This is a genomic window from Microcoleus sp. FACHB-831, from assembly GCF_014695585.1.
In the GTDB taxonomy this organism is placed as follows: Bacteria; Cyanobacteriota; Cyanobacteriia; order Cyanobacteriales; family FACHB-T130; genus FACHB-831.
On record NZ_JACJON010000034.1, the window covers coordinates 122,788 to 139,701 of the forward strand.

14 protein-coding genes are annotated in these 16,914 nt (G+C 45.0%); 5 read left to right on the plus strand and 9 right to left on the minus strand.

The genetic code is table 11. The features are described 5' to 3' along the window. The first annotated feature begins 102 nt into the window (after nucleotides 1–102). Together H6F77_RS07585 and mltA are read left to right on the plus strand one after the other, a co-directional pair. Nucleotides 103–1,446, plus strand: a complete 1,344-nt coding sequence (locus tag H6F77_RS07585) for an arsenic transporter (RefSeq protein ID WP_190486922.1) — start codon at nucleotides 103–105, stop codon at nucleotides 1,444–1,446. Nucleotides 1,447–1,746: 300 nt separating this feature from the next. After that, on the plus strand, nucleotides 1,747–3,036 hold the full coding sequence (gene mltA / locus H6F77_RS07590) for a murein transglycosylase A (protein ID WP_190486995.1): 1,290 nt from the start codon (nucleotides 1,747–1,749) through the stop codon (nucleotides 3,034–3,036). 389 nt (nucleotides 3,037–3,425) lie between these two features. Here mltA and H6F77_RS07600 read toward each other — a convergent pair whose 3' ends face one another. Both H6F77_RS07600 and H6F77_RS07605 read right to left on the minus strand, forming a co-directional pair. Then, nucleotides 3,426–3,644 carry a hypothetical protein gene (locus H6F77_RS07600; protein WP_190486926.1) on the minus strand — a complete coding sequence of 73 codons (219 nt, stop codon included), beginning with the start codon at nucleotides 3,642–3,644 and terminating at the stop codon, nucleotides 3,426–3,428. Nucleotides 3,645–4,337: 693 nt separating this feature from the next. Then, nucleotides 4,338–4,700, minus strand: a complete 363-nt coding sequence (locus tag H6F77_RS07605; RefSeq protein WP_309228814.1) for a PipX family protein — start codon at nucleotides 4,698–4,700, stop codon at nucleotides 4,338–4,340. A gap of 998 nt (nucleotides 4,701–5,698) precedes the next feature. Here H6F77_RS07605 and H6F77_RS07610 point away from each other — a divergent pair. Then, entirely contained in the window at nucleotides 5,699–7,618 is a 1,920-nt protein-coding gene (locus H6F77_RS07610) for a PAS domain-containing sensor histidine kinase (RefSeq protein WP_190486928.1), read from the plus strand. A gap of 324 nt (nucleotides 7,619–7,942) precedes the next feature. Here H6F77_RS07610 and H6F77_RS07615 read toward each other — a convergent pair whose 3' ends face one another. The 4 genes from H6F77_RS07615 to H6F77_RS07630 all read right to left on the minus strand — a co-directional run bounded on the left by H6F77_RS07615 (nucleotide 7,943) and on the right by H6F77_RS07630 (nucleotide 12,171). Then, nucleotides 7,943–8,335 carry a hypothetical protein gene (locus H6F77_RS07615; RefSeq protein ID WP_190486930.1) on the minus strand — a complete coding sequence of 131 codons (393 nt, stop codon included), beginning with the start codon at nucleotides 8,333–8,335 and terminating at the stop codon, nucleotides 7,943–7,945. A 73-nt stretch (nucleotides 8,336–8,408) separates the two neighbouring features. Then, nucleotides 8,409–9,374 (minus strand): protein translocase subunit SecF, encoded by a 966-nt coding sequence (secF, locus tag H6F77_RS07620; protein WP_190486932.1) that lies wholly within the window; start codon nucleotides 9,372–9,374, stop codon nucleotides 8,409–8,411. 287 nt (nucleotides 9,375–9,661) lie between these two features. After that, nucleotides 9,662–11,065: a protein translocase subunit SecD gene (secD, locus tag H6F77_RS07625; RefSeq protein ID WP_190486934.1), complete on the minus strand. Its 1,404-nt coding sequence runs from the start codon at nucleotides 11,063–11,065 to the stop codon at nucleotides 9,662–9,664. A 122-nt stretch (nucleotides 11,066–11,187) separates the two neighbouring features. Further along, the gene (locus H6F77_RS07630) at nucleotides 11,188–12,171 is read right to left on the minus strand and encodes an alpha-ketoacid dehydrogenase subunit beta (protein WP_190486936.1); all 984 of its coding nucleotides are present in this window, start codon (nucleotides 12,169–12,171) and stop codon (nucleotides 11,188–11,190) included. 60 nt (nucleotides 12,172–12,231) lie between these two features. On the opposite strand from H6F77_RS07630, the gene H6F77_RS07635 reads away from it, so the two are divergent. Next, nucleotides 12,232–12,444, plus strand: coding sequence for a hypothetical protein (locus H6F77_RS07635; RefSeq protein WP_190486938.1), 213 nt, complete (start codon nucleotides 12,232–12,234; stop codon nucleotides 12,442–12,444). A gap of 43 nt (nucleotides 12,445–12,487) precedes the next feature. Here the strand turns inward: H6F77_RS07635 and H6F77_RS07640 are convergent, their stop codons facing one another. Then, on the minus strand, nucleotides 12,488–12,823 hold the full coding sequence (locus H6F77_RS07640; RefSeq protein WP_190486998.1) for a DUF4870 domain-containing protein: 336 nt from the start codon (nucleotides 12,821–12,823) through the stop codon (nucleotides 12,488–12,490). A 394-nt stretch (nucleotides 12,824–13,217) separates the two neighbouring features. After that, nucleotides 13,218–13,364 carry a hypothetical protein gene (locus H6F77_RS07645; protein WP_190486940.1) on the minus strand — a complete coding sequence of 49 codons (147 nt, stop codon included), beginning with the start codon at nucleotides 13,362–13,364 and terminating at the stop codon, nucleotides 13,218–13,220. A 70-nt stretch (nucleotides 13,365–13,434) separates the two neighbouring features. Between H6F77_RS07645 and prfC the strand changes: the two genes are divergently transcribed. Then, complete coding sequence (prfC, locus tag H6F77_RS07650; RefSeq protein WP_190486942.1) at nucleotides 13,435–15,084, plus strand: peptide chain release factor 3; 1,650 nt, start codon at nucleotides 13,435–13,437, stop codon at nucleotides 15,082–15,084. A gap of 222 nt (nucleotides 15,085–15,306) precedes the next feature. On the opposite strand, the gene H6F77_RS07655 is transcribed toward prfC, so the two are convergent. After that, a complete protein-coding gene (locus H6F77_RS07655; RefSeq protein WP_242021979.1) occupies nucleotides 15,307–16,794 on the minus strand; it encodes a sensor histidine kinase in 1,488 nt (495 codons plus the stop codon). Between the last annotated feature and the right edge of the window lie 120 nt (nucleotides 16,795–16,914).

Here is a 16,914-nt window from a genome sequence, read left to right on the forward strand (position 1 = left end):
TTTAATCCTCTTCTTTACTATATAAAAAATTAACTACCTTTTCGGTTGCAAAAATAACTATTTAGTTTTACATTATTTAAATATTTAGGTAGATGTAATTTAATGGGTATCTTGCAATCTGCCTATGCAGCACCTTTGGCGATCGCGATCTTCATCGTCACTCTCATCCTAGTTATCTGGCAACCGCGAGGACTGGGCATAGGATTTAGCGCGATCGCAGGAGCTATATTTGCTCTTGCTACTGGCGTTGTCAGTTGGCAAGATATTCCCCAGGTTTGGGGTATTGTTTGGAATGCCACTTTTACCCTAGTTGCTCTAATAATTATTTCCCTGATCCTGGATGCAGCCGGATTCTTTCGGTGGTTGGCAATGCACCTTGCAAGGTGGGGGCTAGGAAGAGGAGGGTTGTTGTTTTCACTTGTGGTGTTGTTGGGAGCAGCAGTAACGGCACTATTAACAAACGACGGCACGGTATTGATTTGGACGCCAACTGTAATGGAAATGCTGCTGGCGCTGGGCTTTAGCAAGGAAGCAACCTTGGCCTTTGTTATAGCAAGCGGCTTTATTGCCGACGCTACAAGCCTACCCTTTCCAGTTAGTAACCTGGTGAATATAATTACTGCTGACTATTTTAAAATTTCCTTTTTGCGCTATTCCTTGGTTATGGTTCCGTGTACCTTAGTAGCGATTGCAACCAGTTTGGGGGTTTTATGGTTCTACTTTGGTCGCTATATACCCAAGACTTATAATATTAGCGGTTTACAACTAACAAGCGATCGCATCATAAAAGATCCCCTCGTTTTCCGTTATAGTTTTGTTGTTTTAGGATTGCTGCTGCTTGGCTACTTCTTTGCTGAACCGCTAGGGGCTCCAGTTTCCTTCATTGCTGGTTTGGGAGCCTTATTCATGCTGGCGCTAGCTGGACGCTGGTTTCACCGAAAAACAGCTAGGGTAATTAACTTAAAGCAAGTTTTGCGGGAAGCGCCTTGGCAAGTAATTTTATTTAGCTTGGGTATGTATTTAGTTGTCACAGGACTCCGCAATGTTGGCTTAACCAACGGACTCAGCGATCGCTTACAATATCTTTCCCATTGGGGAATTACCCAAGTGGCAATTGGTACTGGGTTTTTGGCTACCTTGCTGGCTTCAGTGATGAACAATCTGCCCGCAGTGCTGATTAACGCTATAGCAATTCAAGACACTGATGTTACCAGTCCTCATATTAGAGAAGCAATGATCTACGCCAATGCGATCGCTTGCGATTTGGGAGCAAAAATAACTCCCATTGGTAGTTTAGCAACTCTGCTGTGGATGGACGTATTGGCGCGCAAAGGAATCCGCATCAGTTGGGTTCAATATATTCGCACCAGCATCATCCTCACCCTGCCAGTTTTGTTTGTAACGCTTCTGAGTTTAGCTATTTGGCTACCCTGGCTGATTGCGTGATTTGTTTTAATCTTTAAATAACTGGTTATATACCAGCATATGTATTTCACTATTATTTGTAGTTAATAATACATAAACAAGTAAAATAACTGAGTGAAATCCTGTCATTTTGTAGATTGAGTTGAGGTTTCGCTTCCCCTATCCACATTCTAGAAATAATTAAGTGTGGCTACTTATAATAGATCGCTAATGTAATGTAAGCCAGCAGAGCCAAATTATTTGCTAAGTTATATCTAAAATATAAAATCCTACCAGGGTGCAGCAAAGACACCACTAATGCGATCGCACTGCATTTTCCTGATGAAAAAGATATTTGCTTACATCACCCTCAGCTTACCCGTCGCTCTTTTTATTCTGCTCTGGCGCATGCAACCTTTGGGGAATGGGGAACTCAGTCAGTCTGAATGTCCCGTGAAACAGAAGAATATACCAATAGCCGCCATTCCCCAACCTAAAAAGACACCCGCACAGAAACAAAAAGCGACCAAGCGCGTACCCCTCTTACCCACCAAAGGGTTGCAAACTGTGGCTTGTTGTCCGCTTAGCACTTGCCTAGATGTGCAGATATGGGAGCGAAACGGTCAACCAGGAGATAAAAAAGCACTGTTGAACGCGATCGCGCGAAGTCTGCAATACTTGCAAACTGGGGATGCTGCTACTGTTTACAAACGCTATCAAGTCGCTGGGATTACCCGCGATCGCGTCCTTCGCAGTCTCAAAAGATTTCGCGAACTGGTACTCAAGTCTAATTCAGCCGCAGAACTTCAAGCAGCCGTCAACCGCGAGTTTATCTTTTACCAGTCTGTGGGACACGACGCCAAAGGAAGCGTTTTGTTTACCGCCTACTACGAGCCGATTTATGCCGCCAGTCGCGTTCGTACCGCAGAATATCGCTATCCCATCTATCGGCTACCACCAGATTTGGAGTCTTGGCCTCAGCCCCATCCTACTAGGGAACAACTAGAAGGCAAGGATGGTTTGCAATTTTCCAAAACTCGGTTGCGGGGGTTGGAGTTGTTCTGGCTGCGATCGCGCATGGATGCATTCATAGCTCAAATCGAAGGTTCTGCCCGACTTGAGTTGACTGATGGTAGTCAGACTACTGTAGGCTATGCCGGAAATACAAAATACTCCTATACCAGCATAGGCCGAGAACTGGCAGAAGATGGCAAATTACCATTAGAGGGCATGACTATGCCAATTATTCTCCAGTATTTCAACAAGCATCCTCTTGAATTGAATAACTATCTACCGCGCAATCGCAGCTTTGTTTTCTTTCAGGACAACAAAGGTAAACCAGCGATGGGTAGCATCAACGTACCAGTGACAGCAGAACGCTCCATTGCAACAGATAAATCCCTAATGCCTCCTGGCGCTTTAGCCTTCATTCGCACCTCTATTCCTTTTGTTAATAACTCTGGAAAAATAGAGCATCGTATTGTTAGCCGCTACGTTCTTGACCAGGATACAGGTGGCGCGATTAAAGGAGCTGGTCGAGTAGATTATTTTTTAGGAACTGGCAAACAAGCGGGCGATCGCGCTGGCGTCACAGTCAGCACCGGAAACCTATATTATCTGTTGCTCAAGTAATAAAATTATCGCTTTGAACAACCAGTAACACTTTTCGTGCGAATGTTATTTATCACTGGCCAAAAGTATTAAAGGCCATAGCTTTCCGTTCTTTTTCATCCCAGCCTTTACTCCCTGGCGGGAATACGTTTATATTACTTAGTCGCTTTTGTGAAACTCACGCCAGATTGCAATCGACGTTTGCACCACCGAATTTTGGCACGCCAAAGGTACAGCAAAGCACTGGTTTGGGGTTATCAATGAGCCGCCCATTGTAGGTTAAGAGCAAAGCGATCGCTTGACTTATGTTTCCCAAATCCGAACGGGGACAAAGTTTTTAATTAAATTCTGATTTTTATCAGTACTAGCCACTCTGATGCAAACAGCCCTGTATATTTGTAGAGGATTAGTTAGAATCTGCCCTTAAAAGGCAGCGACAGCATATTAGCCTTGGTTAAGACAAACATTAGAAGCATAAGCTGCATTTGCCAAGGTAACAGTATTAAACTCAGCAGCAGGCTGACAATACCAATTGAAGCGGCGAGGAGAGCCATCTCTTCTGCTGATTTTTCAAAGATATAGGCAGATCCTAGAGCGATCGCCAGTGGAATTAGGAAACCCAATGACATACATATCACCTCTTAGTTCGATACAGAAGTGTATTTCATAATACACTATTTGTTTAGATTTGTTGCGCTTTATGTATAACTACTTTCGCTTTTCCTACCCCCACCCACATCAGCACAAAGTCTAAAGTTTTATAGCATAACTACCTATCCTACTGCTTAGGTAATTATTACTAGCAAGATCGCGCATAGGTTAAGTGATGCATTAATGGCGTGCGAGCGTAGCACTGCCTTAAATTTTTATATATCCCAAGGCAGATATTATTACTATTTATTTGTTAACTAAGGGACAAGACGCTCACCCCACATCTATCAAACTTGGTCAAACGCTTATAGATGGCTATCGTGGCTGTCGTCGTTTTGACTGCTCCAGTTTGGTGGAGGTTCCAAGAACAACAGCTCAAAGCATTTTAATAGCAATCGATGGGAGTTACTAGCTGTAGGAAATAAGATTGCAGGTGAGGTTGTTGTTTACCCAGTTGTTGAGATTACAAGACTGATACCAATAGGCTAAGTGCGATCGCCCTTTTCCCCTACATCGCGATCGCTCAACCATCCTCCTCCCCTGAAAATAGAACTTCAACTGGATTGTCACTAGCTTGCGAGGGGAGGATAAGCGCCGTCAAGTACCTGCTAAGCCACCGCGTCTCAGTGCTATTAAGATATGGCTATAAGTAACAATACTTACTGGCAACACTAAAACGTTTGCCTATACACAAATTGAAGCTTGTCGTACTCGTGGGATTTACTGATGCGGCTGAGATGGCGGAGACGGCTTTCCACTAGAAGACGAGCATCATTACGATTAATTGGTTCAAGTTTGATTTTGGTAGCACTGCTTGTAGCCACAAAAAATATACGCTTGGCGTACAGGGTAGTGAATAACTCTTGGTTATCTTCAAGGTGACACAGGCTGTAAAGCAGGCCAAATGTAGGATGGTTTAAGTAATTCTCCTTACTTTCGTCAGCATCCACGCGACTATGGCTGATTTCCTCAGCGAATTGAAAGGAGTTCATGTTTTGAAATATAGCCGCAGTGTAGGGAGTTTTTACTTTCATACTTTAGATAGATGCTTTAAGTTTGACAGTTCAATACTACTATATTTTAAGTTTAAAAGTGATAATATTACGGATACCTAGCTATCTTAATAAAATGTCTGCGTATTTTCACGGTAAAGTACGCGCAGAACCGATACCTGAGCCAAACAGCGAACCTGCCTGATAGAGAGAGACATACGTTGAAGAAGCTCAGAAGCGGAATTATTAAAAATAATTAAAGTTTGCGATCGCGAACTAGGGACGGATTGCGATGCTCCCCTATATTGCAACGCGATCGCTCTTTGCGTTACCCATAAGCCATCTTCACCTGCACTCTAAACAAATATTTTTTGTTATACAAAGGAAAAATTTTATTTTCCCCTAAACACTTATTAATACAGCATAAATAAGATAGTTGCGGGATCGCTGGCTCAAAATATCCACCAGATAGTTCGTTTATTTTTTAGCGGTAAAGTAAACTTTGATTTGAGTTCCAGTTCAAAGAAACGAGTACCTATTTTTTAAACTAATTTTTTCCCTTGATAGCAACTTTGGTTTTATCTTTTTTCAATATTATAAGAAGCAATGGTATTTTTCTTTCTTGCTATATTATTTTTAGTTGAAATCTTACATTAATTTTGGTTTATATCATACGAGGGATAGATGCGATCGCACTTAAAAAACGGCTCCTTATCAACGCGATCGCATCATCACCTTATGTTTTTATATGTAATTAGATATACACCGCTACTAAATACAGACATAGCCTCCACCAACTACCTGTAGACACTAAGGGGAGCGCGATTGAGCCTTGACAAATGCAGCCCTCCTCTACGGCATTTTAAGGCAAAACCATTATCTTTGACATAAAAAATCTAAATAATTGTTAAAGTACTAATATAAAAATAAATCGAGTATAAACTTACTATAAAAATTACAACTTTAAATCACTTCAGTCTGCATCTGACTGTTAAAACAGCCCAAAAATGTTGATCCCTTGTGACTAGGTAGTTAAAAAAATGGCAAATCAAGTGGCACAAATCTGTATAAGTGAGGGTGGAGGAGTCGAAGCTATTGAGAATCGGTTTTTCACCCTATCGCTGGATATATTTTTAGCCTTGGGTTTTGACGGCTATCTCAAGCAAATGAACCCGATGTGCGAAAAAGCGCTTGGCTTCACACGTGAAGAATTGCTTGCCAAACCGCTTATCAAATTGATCCACCCCAAAGATCGTGAACCTACGATTACTAAATTAGAAGAACTAGCCACCGGGGGGGATAATATTTCTTATGAGAACCGTTTCCGCTGCAAAGACGGCTCATATAAATGGCTGCTGTGGAATGCAGCCATATGTCCTCAAGAGCAATTGATTTACGTCGCCGCCCGCGATATCACAGAACGCAAACAGGCAGAGGAGGCTCTACGGCAAAGCGAAGAACGCTTCCGCTTGTTGGTCAAGAATGTGAAAGATTATGCCATTTATATGCTCGATACCAGCGGACGAGTGATCAGTTGGAATAAAGGGGCGGAGGGCATTAACGGGTATCAGGCGCAAGAAATTATCGGTCAGCATTTCTCGTGTTTTTTTCCTAGCGAGGAGATATCGATCGGCAAGCCAGAGGAAGTTTTGCACAAAGCGGCTTCTCAGGGTAGGTGCGAATGCGAAACTTTGCGCCAGCGCAAGGACGGGTCGGAGTTTTGGGCAAATGTCGTAGTTACTTCGTTAAGGGACGATAATGGGTTCCTGCGCGGCTTTGCTACAGTGACGCGAGACATCACCGAGCGCAAAAAAGCACAGGAGGCGCTGCAACAAGCTCACGACGACTTAGAAAAACGGGTGGAGGAACGTACAGCAGAGCTACAAAAAGCTAATGCGCTTCTCAGGCGAGAGATTGCGGAACGTCAGCAGGCTGAGGAAGCATTGCGTAAAACTGAGGCATCGTTGAGGCAACAAACCCAACAGCTAAAACAAGCGTTGCGTAGATTAAAACGAACCCAAACCCAGCTAATTCAAACTGAAAAAATGTCTAGCTTGGGTCAAATGGTAGCGGGTGTAGCTCACGAGATTAACAATCCTGTCAGTTTCATATACTGCAATCTCGATCATGCAAGTAGCTACATACAAGATTTGATGAAATTGTTGAAGATGTATGGCAAGTATTATCCACAGCCAGTGGGGGAGATTCAGGCTCATATAGATGACATCGACCTAAATTTCCTGCTAGCTGATATGCCCAAACTGCTATCTTCGATGAAGTTAGGAGCCGAACGCATCCGCGAGATTGTGTTGTCGCTGCGAAACTTTTCGCGGCACGACCAAGCGGAGAAGAAATGCGTGAATATTCACGAGGGCATTGATGGCACGCTGCTGATTTTGCAACACCGCCTGAATGCCACATCTAGTAGAGGAGCGATCGCAGTTGTCAAAGAGTACGGCGATTTGCCTTTAGTTGAGTGCTATGCAGGGCAACTAAATCAGGTGTTTATGAATCTTTTAAGCAATTCTATAGATGCTTTGGAGGAATATCGTGCGGCGCGGGTGAGTGCAGAAGAGACCGTTCAGGCGGATATGGCAACTCCCACGATTAAGATTAGCACCAGTGTCAAAGGCGGCGATCGCATTTTTATCCGCATTGCTGACAACGGCTCCGGCATTAAGGAGGATGTTCTTAATCGGCTGTTTGACCCCTTCTTTACGACAAAACCAGTAGGCAAAGGTACGGGTTTGGGTTTGTCGATTTCGCACCATGTTGTTGTCGAAAAGCACGGCGGTCAACTGACGTGTGTTTCTAGTCCTGGTAATGGGGCAGAATTTTTGATTGAGATTCCCATAAAGTCGCGATACCAGGAACCTGCGTTATTGCGATCGCCTTCGAGTTATGCCGCCGCATCTTCTCAGGCGGAAGTCACTGCTCAACAACAGCTTGCGCTGGGTTAAATTGTTGAGTTTTTTGGGTATAGAGCAATCGCTGGGGAATAGGAATAACGCCCCAATTGCTCCTAATCCCCATTCTTAAGTGTTATCAGTATCCCCGTTTTAAGCCTTCGTGTGGAGGCACAAACATAGGTTGCTTGAGTGTTGTTGGTTGTGAACTCGCCGCCGTCTGTAGAGTTTGAGTTTTTCAACTAACGCGGTAGGAATTTGCAATCAATCAAGCGATCGCGCTGATACTTTTAGCTAGGGCGTCATATCAGTTTTGATTTAGAGGTAGATGGTAGCTATCTAACCCTTCCTTTACCAGCTTAAAATATCCACTTGCTGTCAAGATTTACAAACCAGCTTCCAAAGCGGATGACTTGGCCCCTGCTGACGAATCCTCTGTACCTGTTGCTCTAAGCGTCGCTGTTCTTCTGCGGGCAGCCCCAACATACTATTCCGAATTTGCCATACCAAGACAGCAACAGTCATACCAATACATAAAGACAGCCCTAAAGTAGGCAGCGTATTGAAAATCAGGCTATAACGCACCGCTGCCCAAGTAAAATATTCCAGCAACAGACTAATGTGATAGCGTAAGCTCCACAGGCTCAAAGAGCCGACGCTAATCCAAAGTATTCCTACAACAAACCACCGCCCCCAAACCGTTAGGCCGTATAGTTTTTGCACTTGATCTTTAAACTTAGCATCAAGGTCTGTCGCTGGTGTTTCACTCATGGGAAATCTCAAATAGCTTTGAGTTTTGAATCATGAATTTTGCCTTAAATCAACAATTCTCCATCCACAAATCTTAATTACTCGGAGGGATGGAATCTGTTACAGCAACAGGCTTGCGTTGAACGTTGCGCTGTCTCCACCATGCGAATAATGTACTGGCGATGAAGATACTAGAATAAGCCCCAGCTGCGAAACCAATAATTAAAGCAAGGGCAAAGTTTTTCAGCGTTTCTCCACCAAATAGATAGATGGAAAGCAAGGTCAGGAGTACTGTTAATGTTGTATTAATCGACCGCGTTAGCGTTTGATTGACGGCATCATCCACTATTTTGTTTATAGGCTGATCCGGATCTAGCTGGATTACTTCTCGAATTCGGTCGTAAATGACTACTGTATCGTTAACTGAAAAACCGATAATCGTCAAAAGAGCAACGACGAATAAACTATCAACTTCGACGCCTTGCACCAAACCCAATATTGAGAAACTCCCAATGGTGATCAAAACATCGTGAAACAAGGCAACGAAGGCGAAGAAGGCGTAGTCGAACTGAAACCGAAAGGTAAGGTATAGCAGGATGCCGCCGAAAGAGAGTACGAGTGCCAGCATTCCAGACTGAAACAGCTGACGGCCCAAGGTTGGCCCTACTGTATCAATTTGAGTTTTTTGAGGATCGAAAGCCCCAATTTTAGCCGACAAGTCTGTTGCCAATTGGGTGCGTTGGTCAACATCTAATGCTTTTGTCCGAATTGATAGTCCGCGCTGGTCTTTGCCTAGAACTTGGATGCTACTGCTACTACCTAGCCCCTTGGAGTCTAAAACTTCCCTCACAGCTTTGGTGTCAATTGGCTTGTCGCAGTTGTTCTGCTTAGAACAATCCAGTTCAACCTGTAGGCGAGTACCACCCACAAAATCAAGACCGGGACGCAGTGGCGAACCAAACTGGCTCCAAGAAATTGCCATTGCTATCAAGCCACTGAGAATGGCGACACTAGAAATAATCCACCACAAGCGCCGCTGTTTAATAACGCTGAATTTCATCTTTGCTCAAAACTCAAAACTTGATTTCTATCCCCCTATGATTTTACTGACCTAGGTAGGGCAATTGTAAGCAGGCGATTGGGGATTAGGGATTAAGATTGTGAAAAACGGGGTTGGCGATCGCCAATTAGGGGTTGGGAAGAAGAGGTATGAGCTTCTTTTTGAGCTTTGAGGTCAATTCTCTAATTTAGAACTCAAAATTGCTCGCCCAGACCTATTCCCCGTCCACCAGTTCTTGTAGAGACGCCGATTCATCGAGTCTCCCAACCTTAAATACCTCTTGCTTATTATCTTGCTGACGCCGGGATATTTGGAGCAAATAGTTCCGGCTTCTGACGCAATGCTGGAACTCCCAGCACCAGCAACAGCAGCAGGGTACGACTACAGGTGATGGCAGTAAACATACTCACTGCAACGCCCAGAGCCAGAGTTACGGCAAAGCCCTTTACTAAACCCGATCCCAGCCAAAACAGCGCGCCACAAGCAATCAAAGTAGTGACGTTACTGTCCAAAATGCTAGAGAAGGCCCGGTAAAAACCAGACTCGACCGAGCGATATAAAGTCTTACCTGCTTGTAATTCTTCCCGAGTCCGCTCAAAAATCAGTACGTTGGCATCAACCGCCATACCGATGCTAAGGATGAAACCCGCAATTCCTGGCAGGGTTAAAGTAACGCCCAGTAAAACAAAGCCAGCGAAACATAGCAGCGAGTAGATGACTAAGGAGACATCGGCAATTAAGCCAGGTAGTCGGTAGTAGACGCCCATGAAGATCAACACCAACGACAGACCACCAAGACCAGCGTAAATACTGCTCTGGATGCTGTCTCGCCCCAGTGTAGCTCCTATCGTGCGGTTTTCCACAACTTCTACGGGGAAGGGTAGGGCACCACCACGCAGTTGAACAGCCAGATCGTTAGCAGTTTGTGCAGTGAAGTTGCCTGTAATTACGGCATTACCGCCGACAATGCCACTTTCAGCAAATTCAGGTCCAACGGTGGGGGCGCTGATGAGTGCTTGGTCCAGAAAAATACCAATGCTGCGACCAGTCCCCGCCAAATCTTTGGTGAGCTGGGCAAATTTTTTGCCTCCCTCCTCATCAAAGCGGATGCCCACATTCCAGCTGTTGCTGGTTTGAAGGGGTTCGGCGCTAGCATCTTTGAGGTTTGTGCCAGTTAAGCCAGCGCGTTCAAAAAGTTCGGCGATCGCTTTGTTACTCCGCTCTAGAGCCGCCCGAGTAGCCGCAAGTTCTTCCGTGTTGCCCAGCTTGAGCAACTGCTCCTGCTTCAGTAAAATTTCTTGTCGCACCTGTTGTTCAATCGGCAGTCGAGCTTCTGTACCGGGCTTCTGTTTGAGAAAATCCAATTGTGCCGTCCCGCCCAGTACCCGTTCTGCCTGTTGCGGGTCATTAACACCGGGTAACTGCACTACAAGCTGATCGTTGCCAACAGTTTGCACAAGCGCTTCCGACACGCCCAAGCCGTTAATTCGATTTTCTATTACCTTCTGAACATCTTCTAAATCTTGCTGGGTGATTTCCTTAACTTGCTCTGTGGGTTTTACCTGAAGCGTCAGTTGCGACCCGCCTTGCAGGTCTAATCCCAGTCTTATGGGAATTTTGGCGATCGTTGTAATTGAGGCGACCACCAGAATTAAGATTAGAGCTAATAATGCACGTTGCTGTCTTCCCATTTTGTATTTTAGATTTTGGATAACTCAATTTTAGATTTTTGATTTGAGATTCAAGGGTAACAAGTTAATCCCACATTCTTTTGTTTTAACTTGTCACCCCTAATCTAAAATCTAAAATCCGTTTATACTCGCAACGCCACCATTTTCTCGACTGCTTCTACAATTTGCTCTGGTTGCACAATTGTCAATCTTTCCAGAGCGCCATTGTAAGGCGTGGGGATATCTTGCGAAGAGAGTCTCAGCACGGGGGCATCTAGTTCATCAAACAAGCGGTCATTAATAGATGCAATTAATTCTGCGCCAATTCCGCCCGTTTTCATGCATTCTTCTACAATTATCACCTTATGGGTTTTCTTTACGGAAGCGGTGATTGTTTCCATATCGAGAGGCTTGAGGGAAATTAGGTCAATTACCTCTGGGTCATAACCTTCTTTAACCAGCTTGGGCACTGCTTGCATGACGTGGTGACGCATCCGCGAGTAAGTCAAAATGGTGACATCTTTGCCTTCTCGTACCATTTCAGCTTTATCTAGGGGTACTAGATATTCTTCGTCTGGCAAGTTTTCCTTCAAGTTATAGAGGAGGACGTGTTCAAAGAATAGAACTGGGTTATCGTTGCGGATGGCAGACTTGAGCAGACCTTTGGCATTGTAAGGTGTCGAGCAGGAAACAATCTTAATACCCGGAACTGCTTGGAAGTAAGCTTCTAGTCGCTGGGAGTGTTCCGCACCAAGCTGACGACCGACACCACCCGGCCCCCTAATTACCATTGGCATTTTGAAGTTACCGCCGGAGGTATAGCGCAGCATCCCGGCGTTGTTGGAGATTTGGTTGAAGGCGAGGAGCAAAAAGCCCATATTCATGCCTTCGATTATCGGGCGCAAACCTGTCATTGCGGCACCGACTGCCATCCCAGCAAAGCTGTTTTCGGCAATAGGGGTGTCTAGAACCCTCAGATCGCCATATTTTTTGTAGAGGTCTCTGGTGACTTTGTAGGAGCCGCCATAGTGACCTACGTCTTCACCAAGAACGAATACAGCGGGATCGCGAGCCATTTCTTCATCAATGGCTTCTCGGAGGGCGTTGAAGAATAAGGTTTCTGCCATCGTTCGCTTGAGGAGAGTTGAGTTGGTCAAATCATCATATTAGCGGTTTGGGGCTGTTGAATGTACAAGCGATCGCATAGTCGTTCGATTAGTGTTGCGATCGCCCTCCCCGTCTCGCCGCACGATGGAGTTTTTTTATCCCACCTCAACTACTTTCAACCACAAGTGACCGAACTGCTACGCGATTACTGCTCGATTCGAGCTTCATCAAAAAAACCCGTTCTCTTTAAGAAAACGGGTTTTTATATGATTGCCTTGTTTGTGCCTAGCTAGTGAAGCGACGCCAAAACATTTAACTGTTGCCAACGGCGGGACACTAAAAAAGGCGAAAAATAAATGGGTAGCGGTAGCTCTGGTCAGGATTGGTCAGAGACTGAATAATTGCCAGAATTGGCAGTACCCAACTTAAAAACAGCAACAACGCCAGCAGCGGTATACCAATTAAGACCCAAGCCAGGACTCCAAATATTGCCCCATAAAGCCACACATTGAAGTGGAAGTTGATGGCTTCTTTGGCACTCTCTTTTACAACTGGATCTTCAGCTACGAACAAGATCGCAATGGGTATCCCAATAGACACAAGCGCAGCGCTAAAAAATATCGAGCCATGACACAGTGCCGATAACAGCTTCCGCTTGTCCGTGTCGTACATCTCAACCCCCTCATATCTTTCCTGTTGTTTCGACTCTAACACGCGATCGCCCTGGATGCGGTCACTCTTAAGAGCGGCTTCCCGTACCCAAAATTAAGGGTTAGCACTCTGCATCCGCACAGCCAGAAAGCTTACTTTTTCTTCCAGGTCGCTACCTTCGAGGAGTCTATATTATTAACTCCGCCGCCGCCCCGCCGCTAAAATACATTGCAATTGTTCGCCGTGTTTTTCTACCCCTCTTGGATAGCTGATTGACAATCCTAAACATGATGGCAGCCGCACGGGTTTAACCGCATCAATAGCAACGTGGCCCCGTTACTCTTTTAGGCGATGAAGCACAATAGCGATTATGTTATCAATAGTTTTGCAGATATCGATATCATTGACACCTGCTTCATACAGCCGCGAAAAGTTGCCCAAGATTAAACTTATACAAAAGTGTTTGACTAGCGTGGCTAAGCAGATAGAACATCTGGGCGATCGCCATCCCAAACCCATTTGCTGCGGAGATTTCAGGCTGTTGTGGCGGTAAATATGTCATAGTGTATCTCTGCCAATATAAATGTTAACGCCTAAATTTTTTTGCGTAAAAGCCCCACATAGGTATCCACATGATTACAGATTCACAAGTCCAAGACCCTACAATTGAAATTGAATTAGAAGCTGCTGTTGAGCGCAGGCGCAACTTTGCTATTATTTCTCACCCCGACGCAGGTAAAACGACGCTGACTGAGAAATTGTTGCTGTACGGAGGCGCTATTCACGAAGCTGGTGCGGTGAAAGCACGCAGGTCGCAGCGCAAGGCGACTTCTGACTGGATGGAGATGGAGCAACAGCGGGGAATTTCCATTACCTCGACAGTCTTGCAGTTTGAATATCACAACTGTCAGATTAACTTGCTCGATACTCCCGGACACCAAGATTTTAGTGAAGATACTTATCGCACTCTAGCGGCTGCGGATAATGCGGTGATGCTAATTGATGCGGCTAAGGGTTTGGAACCGCAAACGCGCAAGTTGTTTGAGGTTTGTCGGATGCGATCGCTGCCTATCTTTACTTTTGTTAATAAACTCGACCGACCCGGACGCGAGCCTCTTGAACTGCTAGACGAGGTTGAGCAGGAACTAGGCTTGCAGACTTATGCAGTAAACTGGCCGATAGGGATGGGCGATCGCTTTAAAGGTGTTTACGACCGCCGACAGCAGAAAATTCACCTCTTCGAGCGCAGCGAACATGGTAAACGCGAAGCCCTCGATACTGTTATCGATTTAGGCGATCCCAAGCTTGAACAGTTGTTGGATCGAGACCTATTCAATCAACTCAAAGAAGATGTAGAACTACTAGAAGGCGTTGGCTCAGAACTAGATCTGGAACTGGTTCACCAAGGCAAAATGACACCTGTATTCTTTGGTAGCGCCATGACCAACTTTGGTGTCGAATTATTCCTAAATGCCTTTCTCGACTACGCCCTCAAACCAGGTATCCACAATTCCACATTAGGGGAAATTCCCCCAACTTACCCAGAATTCAGCGGTTTTGTTTTCAAACTGCAAGCAAACATGGACCCCAAGCACCGCGATAGGGTAGCATTCGTCCGCGTCTGTACTGGCAAGTTTGAAAAGGATATGATTGTAAACCATGCTCGTAGTGGCAAAACCGTGCGTTTGTCGCGCCCTCAAAAACTATTTGCCCAAGATCGCGAATCAATTGAAGATGCATATCCAGGTGATGTTATTGGTTTGAACAATCCTGGCGTGTTTGCGATTGGCGATACTATTTATACGGGTAAGAAACTGGAGTATGAAGGCATTCCCTGCTTTTCGCCGGAAATATTTGCCTATCTGAGAAACCCCAACCCTTCCAAGTTCAAACAATTTCAAAAGGGTGTCTCTGAGTTGCGAGAAGAAGGTGCGGTGCAAATTATGTACTCAGCCGATGATGCTAAGCGCGACCCAATTTTGGCAGCAGTAGGAAATTTGCAATTTGAGGTGGTGCAGTTCCGCTTGCAAAATGAGTACAACGTCGAAACTCAGTTGGAATTGCTGCCTTATAGCGTTGCTCGTTGGGTTGCTGGTGGCTGGGAAGCATTGCACAGAGTTGGGCGTTTGTTCAACAGTATAACGGTGAAGGATAGCTGGGGACGACCAGTGTTGCTGTTTAAAAATGAATGGAACGTGCAACAAGTAGAAACGGATCACCCAGAGTTGAAGTTGAATATTTCAGCCCCCGTAGTTGCTGGACAAGAACCAGTAAGTTTATAAACCTTTAGGGAAATTATTAAAAACCCGCTTTCTATAATCAAGCGGGTTTTTAAAGAACCCCACTCAAAAAATGCCTGAAGGTAAGAAACTGGGAGTTTTTAAACCTAATAAATCATTGTTTTCCTACCAAAAGCTTTATGGCGATCGCCATAGCATTTTGCAGGCTGCATAAAACAAATGAAGCCTCAACAAAATTTCAAAAATGTAAAAAGAATTAATGTTTTAAAGTGTGAAATAAAATGTTGCGCCTTGCTCGACATTAGCTTTAGCCCAGATGCGCCCGCCGTGACGGTGAATGATGCGTTGCACGGTTGCTAGCCCTACGCCAGTACCTTCAAATTCAGTATTCTTGTGCAGGCGTTGGAAAGTTCCAAATAGTTTATCGGCATATGCCATATCAAATCCAGCACCGTCATCGCGCACGAAATAAATAGGGGGATTGGGCATTAGGGATTGGGTGTTGGCGATCGCGGATGGGTTTCCCTGTCCCCAGCTAAAATTAACGGTGCCAAATTCTATTCGGGCGGTTGGATGTTTGGCTGTATATTTCCAGGCATTACCGAGAAGGTTTTCTAGAGCGATCGCTACCAGTCTGCGATCTGCATTAGCAACGATACCTGGGGCTATAACAAATTCCACTTGGCGTGAGGGTTGTGTTTTTTGCAAATCTAGAGCGATCGCGCCCACAATTGCACTCATATCCACTTCCTGTCGCCTCATCTCGCCCCGCGTCACCCGCGCCAACGACAGCAGATCCTCAATCAGGTTTGACATCTGCTGAGTAGAAACACGCATGCGCTTTAGATATTCTTTACCCTGCGTATTCAAGTGTTGATCGCAGTCTTCCAGCAGCATCACAGCGAACCCTTCTATGCGACGCAAGGGTGCGCGTAGATCGTGGGAAACTGAATAGCTGAAACTTTCTAGCTCCTGATTAACAACTTCTAATTCCGCCGTCTGTCGCTGCAAATCTGCATTTAACTGCATAATTTGGGCTTGCGTCCGCTTGCGCTCGTTTATTTGCGCTATCTTTATCGCCCAGTTCAGTTGTTCTTGCCTTACCATCTCCCGGTAGTCTCGGAAAAAATCAGCCAACCCAGGCGCTTGTTCTATTAATGCGTCTAGATTATTAATAACCCGCTTGTCTGCTTGATAAGAATAGGCAACTTCAGGATGTGCTTCCATCCACACATGACATGTCTTAACGTAACAGCCAAATGAGACTATGTGCTGGTAATTGGTAGAACCCAGAAGCAGGCGCAGCTCGTTTCGGTAGTATTCTGCGTCATTTCCGGCGATAAAGGTAAATATTGAACAATTAAGAATACTCTCTTCAACTTCCGCACTCCAGTCTTCCATAGCGGTTAATTTATCAGAATGTGCATTTAGCACTCTGAGGTGTTCGTCGATCTCCGTTTCCGTTGGCGGAGGTGTTTCAAGCAGTTCTAACACGTCCAGTGCCTTCACCCCAAGGCTAAGCAACGAACAACTGTGGCAAACCATGCAGTACGGAACAGCACAGTATCGCGAGAGGTATGCAGAAAATTTTTCTTTGAACAGGGACGACAGAGGATTACCGACATACGCAGCAAGTGTTTGTTGCCACAGATTTTCCAAAACCTGGGGGTTATCTTGGGCTGGAGTAAAAAATGTCGGGAAAAACCCAAATTTATCCTCAATTTCCGCTTTGATTTGCTCGCTTGTTCGCATAAATTACATCTGCATTCAAAAATTTAAATTTTTATACCCCTTTCTAATTGGTTTAGTACCAAGAGGGTTGTGTCTGATATGTTGTAACTTGGCTAAAGTTCAATCAAGCAATTAATTACT

Excerpts from the sequence above, each read along its gene's own strand:
- H6F77_RS07585 (WP_190486922.1), top strand. The coding sequence starts at position 103 with ATGGGTATCTTGCAATCTGCCTATGCAGCACCTTTGGCGATCGCGATC.
- mltA (WP_190486995.1), top strand. The coding sequence starts at position 1,747 with ATGAAAAAGATATTTGCTTACATCACCCTCAGCTTACCCGTCGCTCTT.
- H6F77_RS07600 (WP_190486926.1), bottom strand. The coding sequence starts at position 3,644 with ATGTCATTGGGTTTCCTAATTCCACTGGCGATCGCTCTAGGATCTGCC.
- H6F77_RS07605 (WP_309228814.1), bottom strand. The coding sequence starts at position 4,700 with ATGAAAGTAAAAACTCCCTACACTGCGGCTATATTTCAAAACATGAAC.
- H6F77_RS07610 (WP_190486928.1), top strand. The coding sequence starts at position 5,699 with ATGGCAAATCAAGTGGCACAAATCTGTATAAGTGAGGGTGGAGGAGTC.
- H6F77_RS07615 (WP_190486930.1), bottom strand. The coding sequence starts at position 8,335 with ATGAGTGAAACACCAGCGACAGACCTTGATGCTAAGTTTAAAGATCAA.
- secF (WP_190486932.1), bottom strand. The coding sequence starts at position 9,374 with ATGAAATTCAGCGTTATTAAACAGCGGCGCTTGTGGTGGATTATTTCT.
- secD (WP_190486934.1), bottom strand. The coding sequence starts at position 11,065 with ATGGGAAGACAGCAACGTGCATTATTAGCTCTAATCTTAATTCTGGTG.
- H6F77_RS07630 (WP_190486936.1), bottom strand. The coding sequence starts at position 12,171 with ATGGCAGAAACCTTATTCTTCAACGCCCTCCGAGAAGCCATTGATGAA.
- H6F77_RS07635 (WP_190486938.1), top strand. The coding sequence starts at position 12,232 with ATGTACAAGCGATCGCATAGTCGTTCGATTAGTGTTGCGATCGCCCTC.
- H6F77_RS07640 (WP_190486998.1), bottom strand. The coding sequence starts at position 12,823 with ATGTACGACACGGACAAGCGGAAGCTGTTATCGGCACTGTGTCATGGC.
- H6F77_RS07645 (WP_190486940.1), bottom strand. The coding sequence starts at position 13,364 with ATGACATATTTACCGCCACAACAGCCTGAAATCTCCGCAGCAAATGGG.
- prfC (WP_190486942.1), top strand. The coding sequence starts at position 13,435 with ATGATTACAGATTCACAAGTCCAAGACCCTACAATTGAAATTGAATTA.
- H6F77_RS07655 (WP_242021979.1), bottom strand. The coding sequence starts at position 16,794 with ATGCGAACAAGCGAGCAAATCAAAGCGGAAATTGAGGATAAATTTGGG.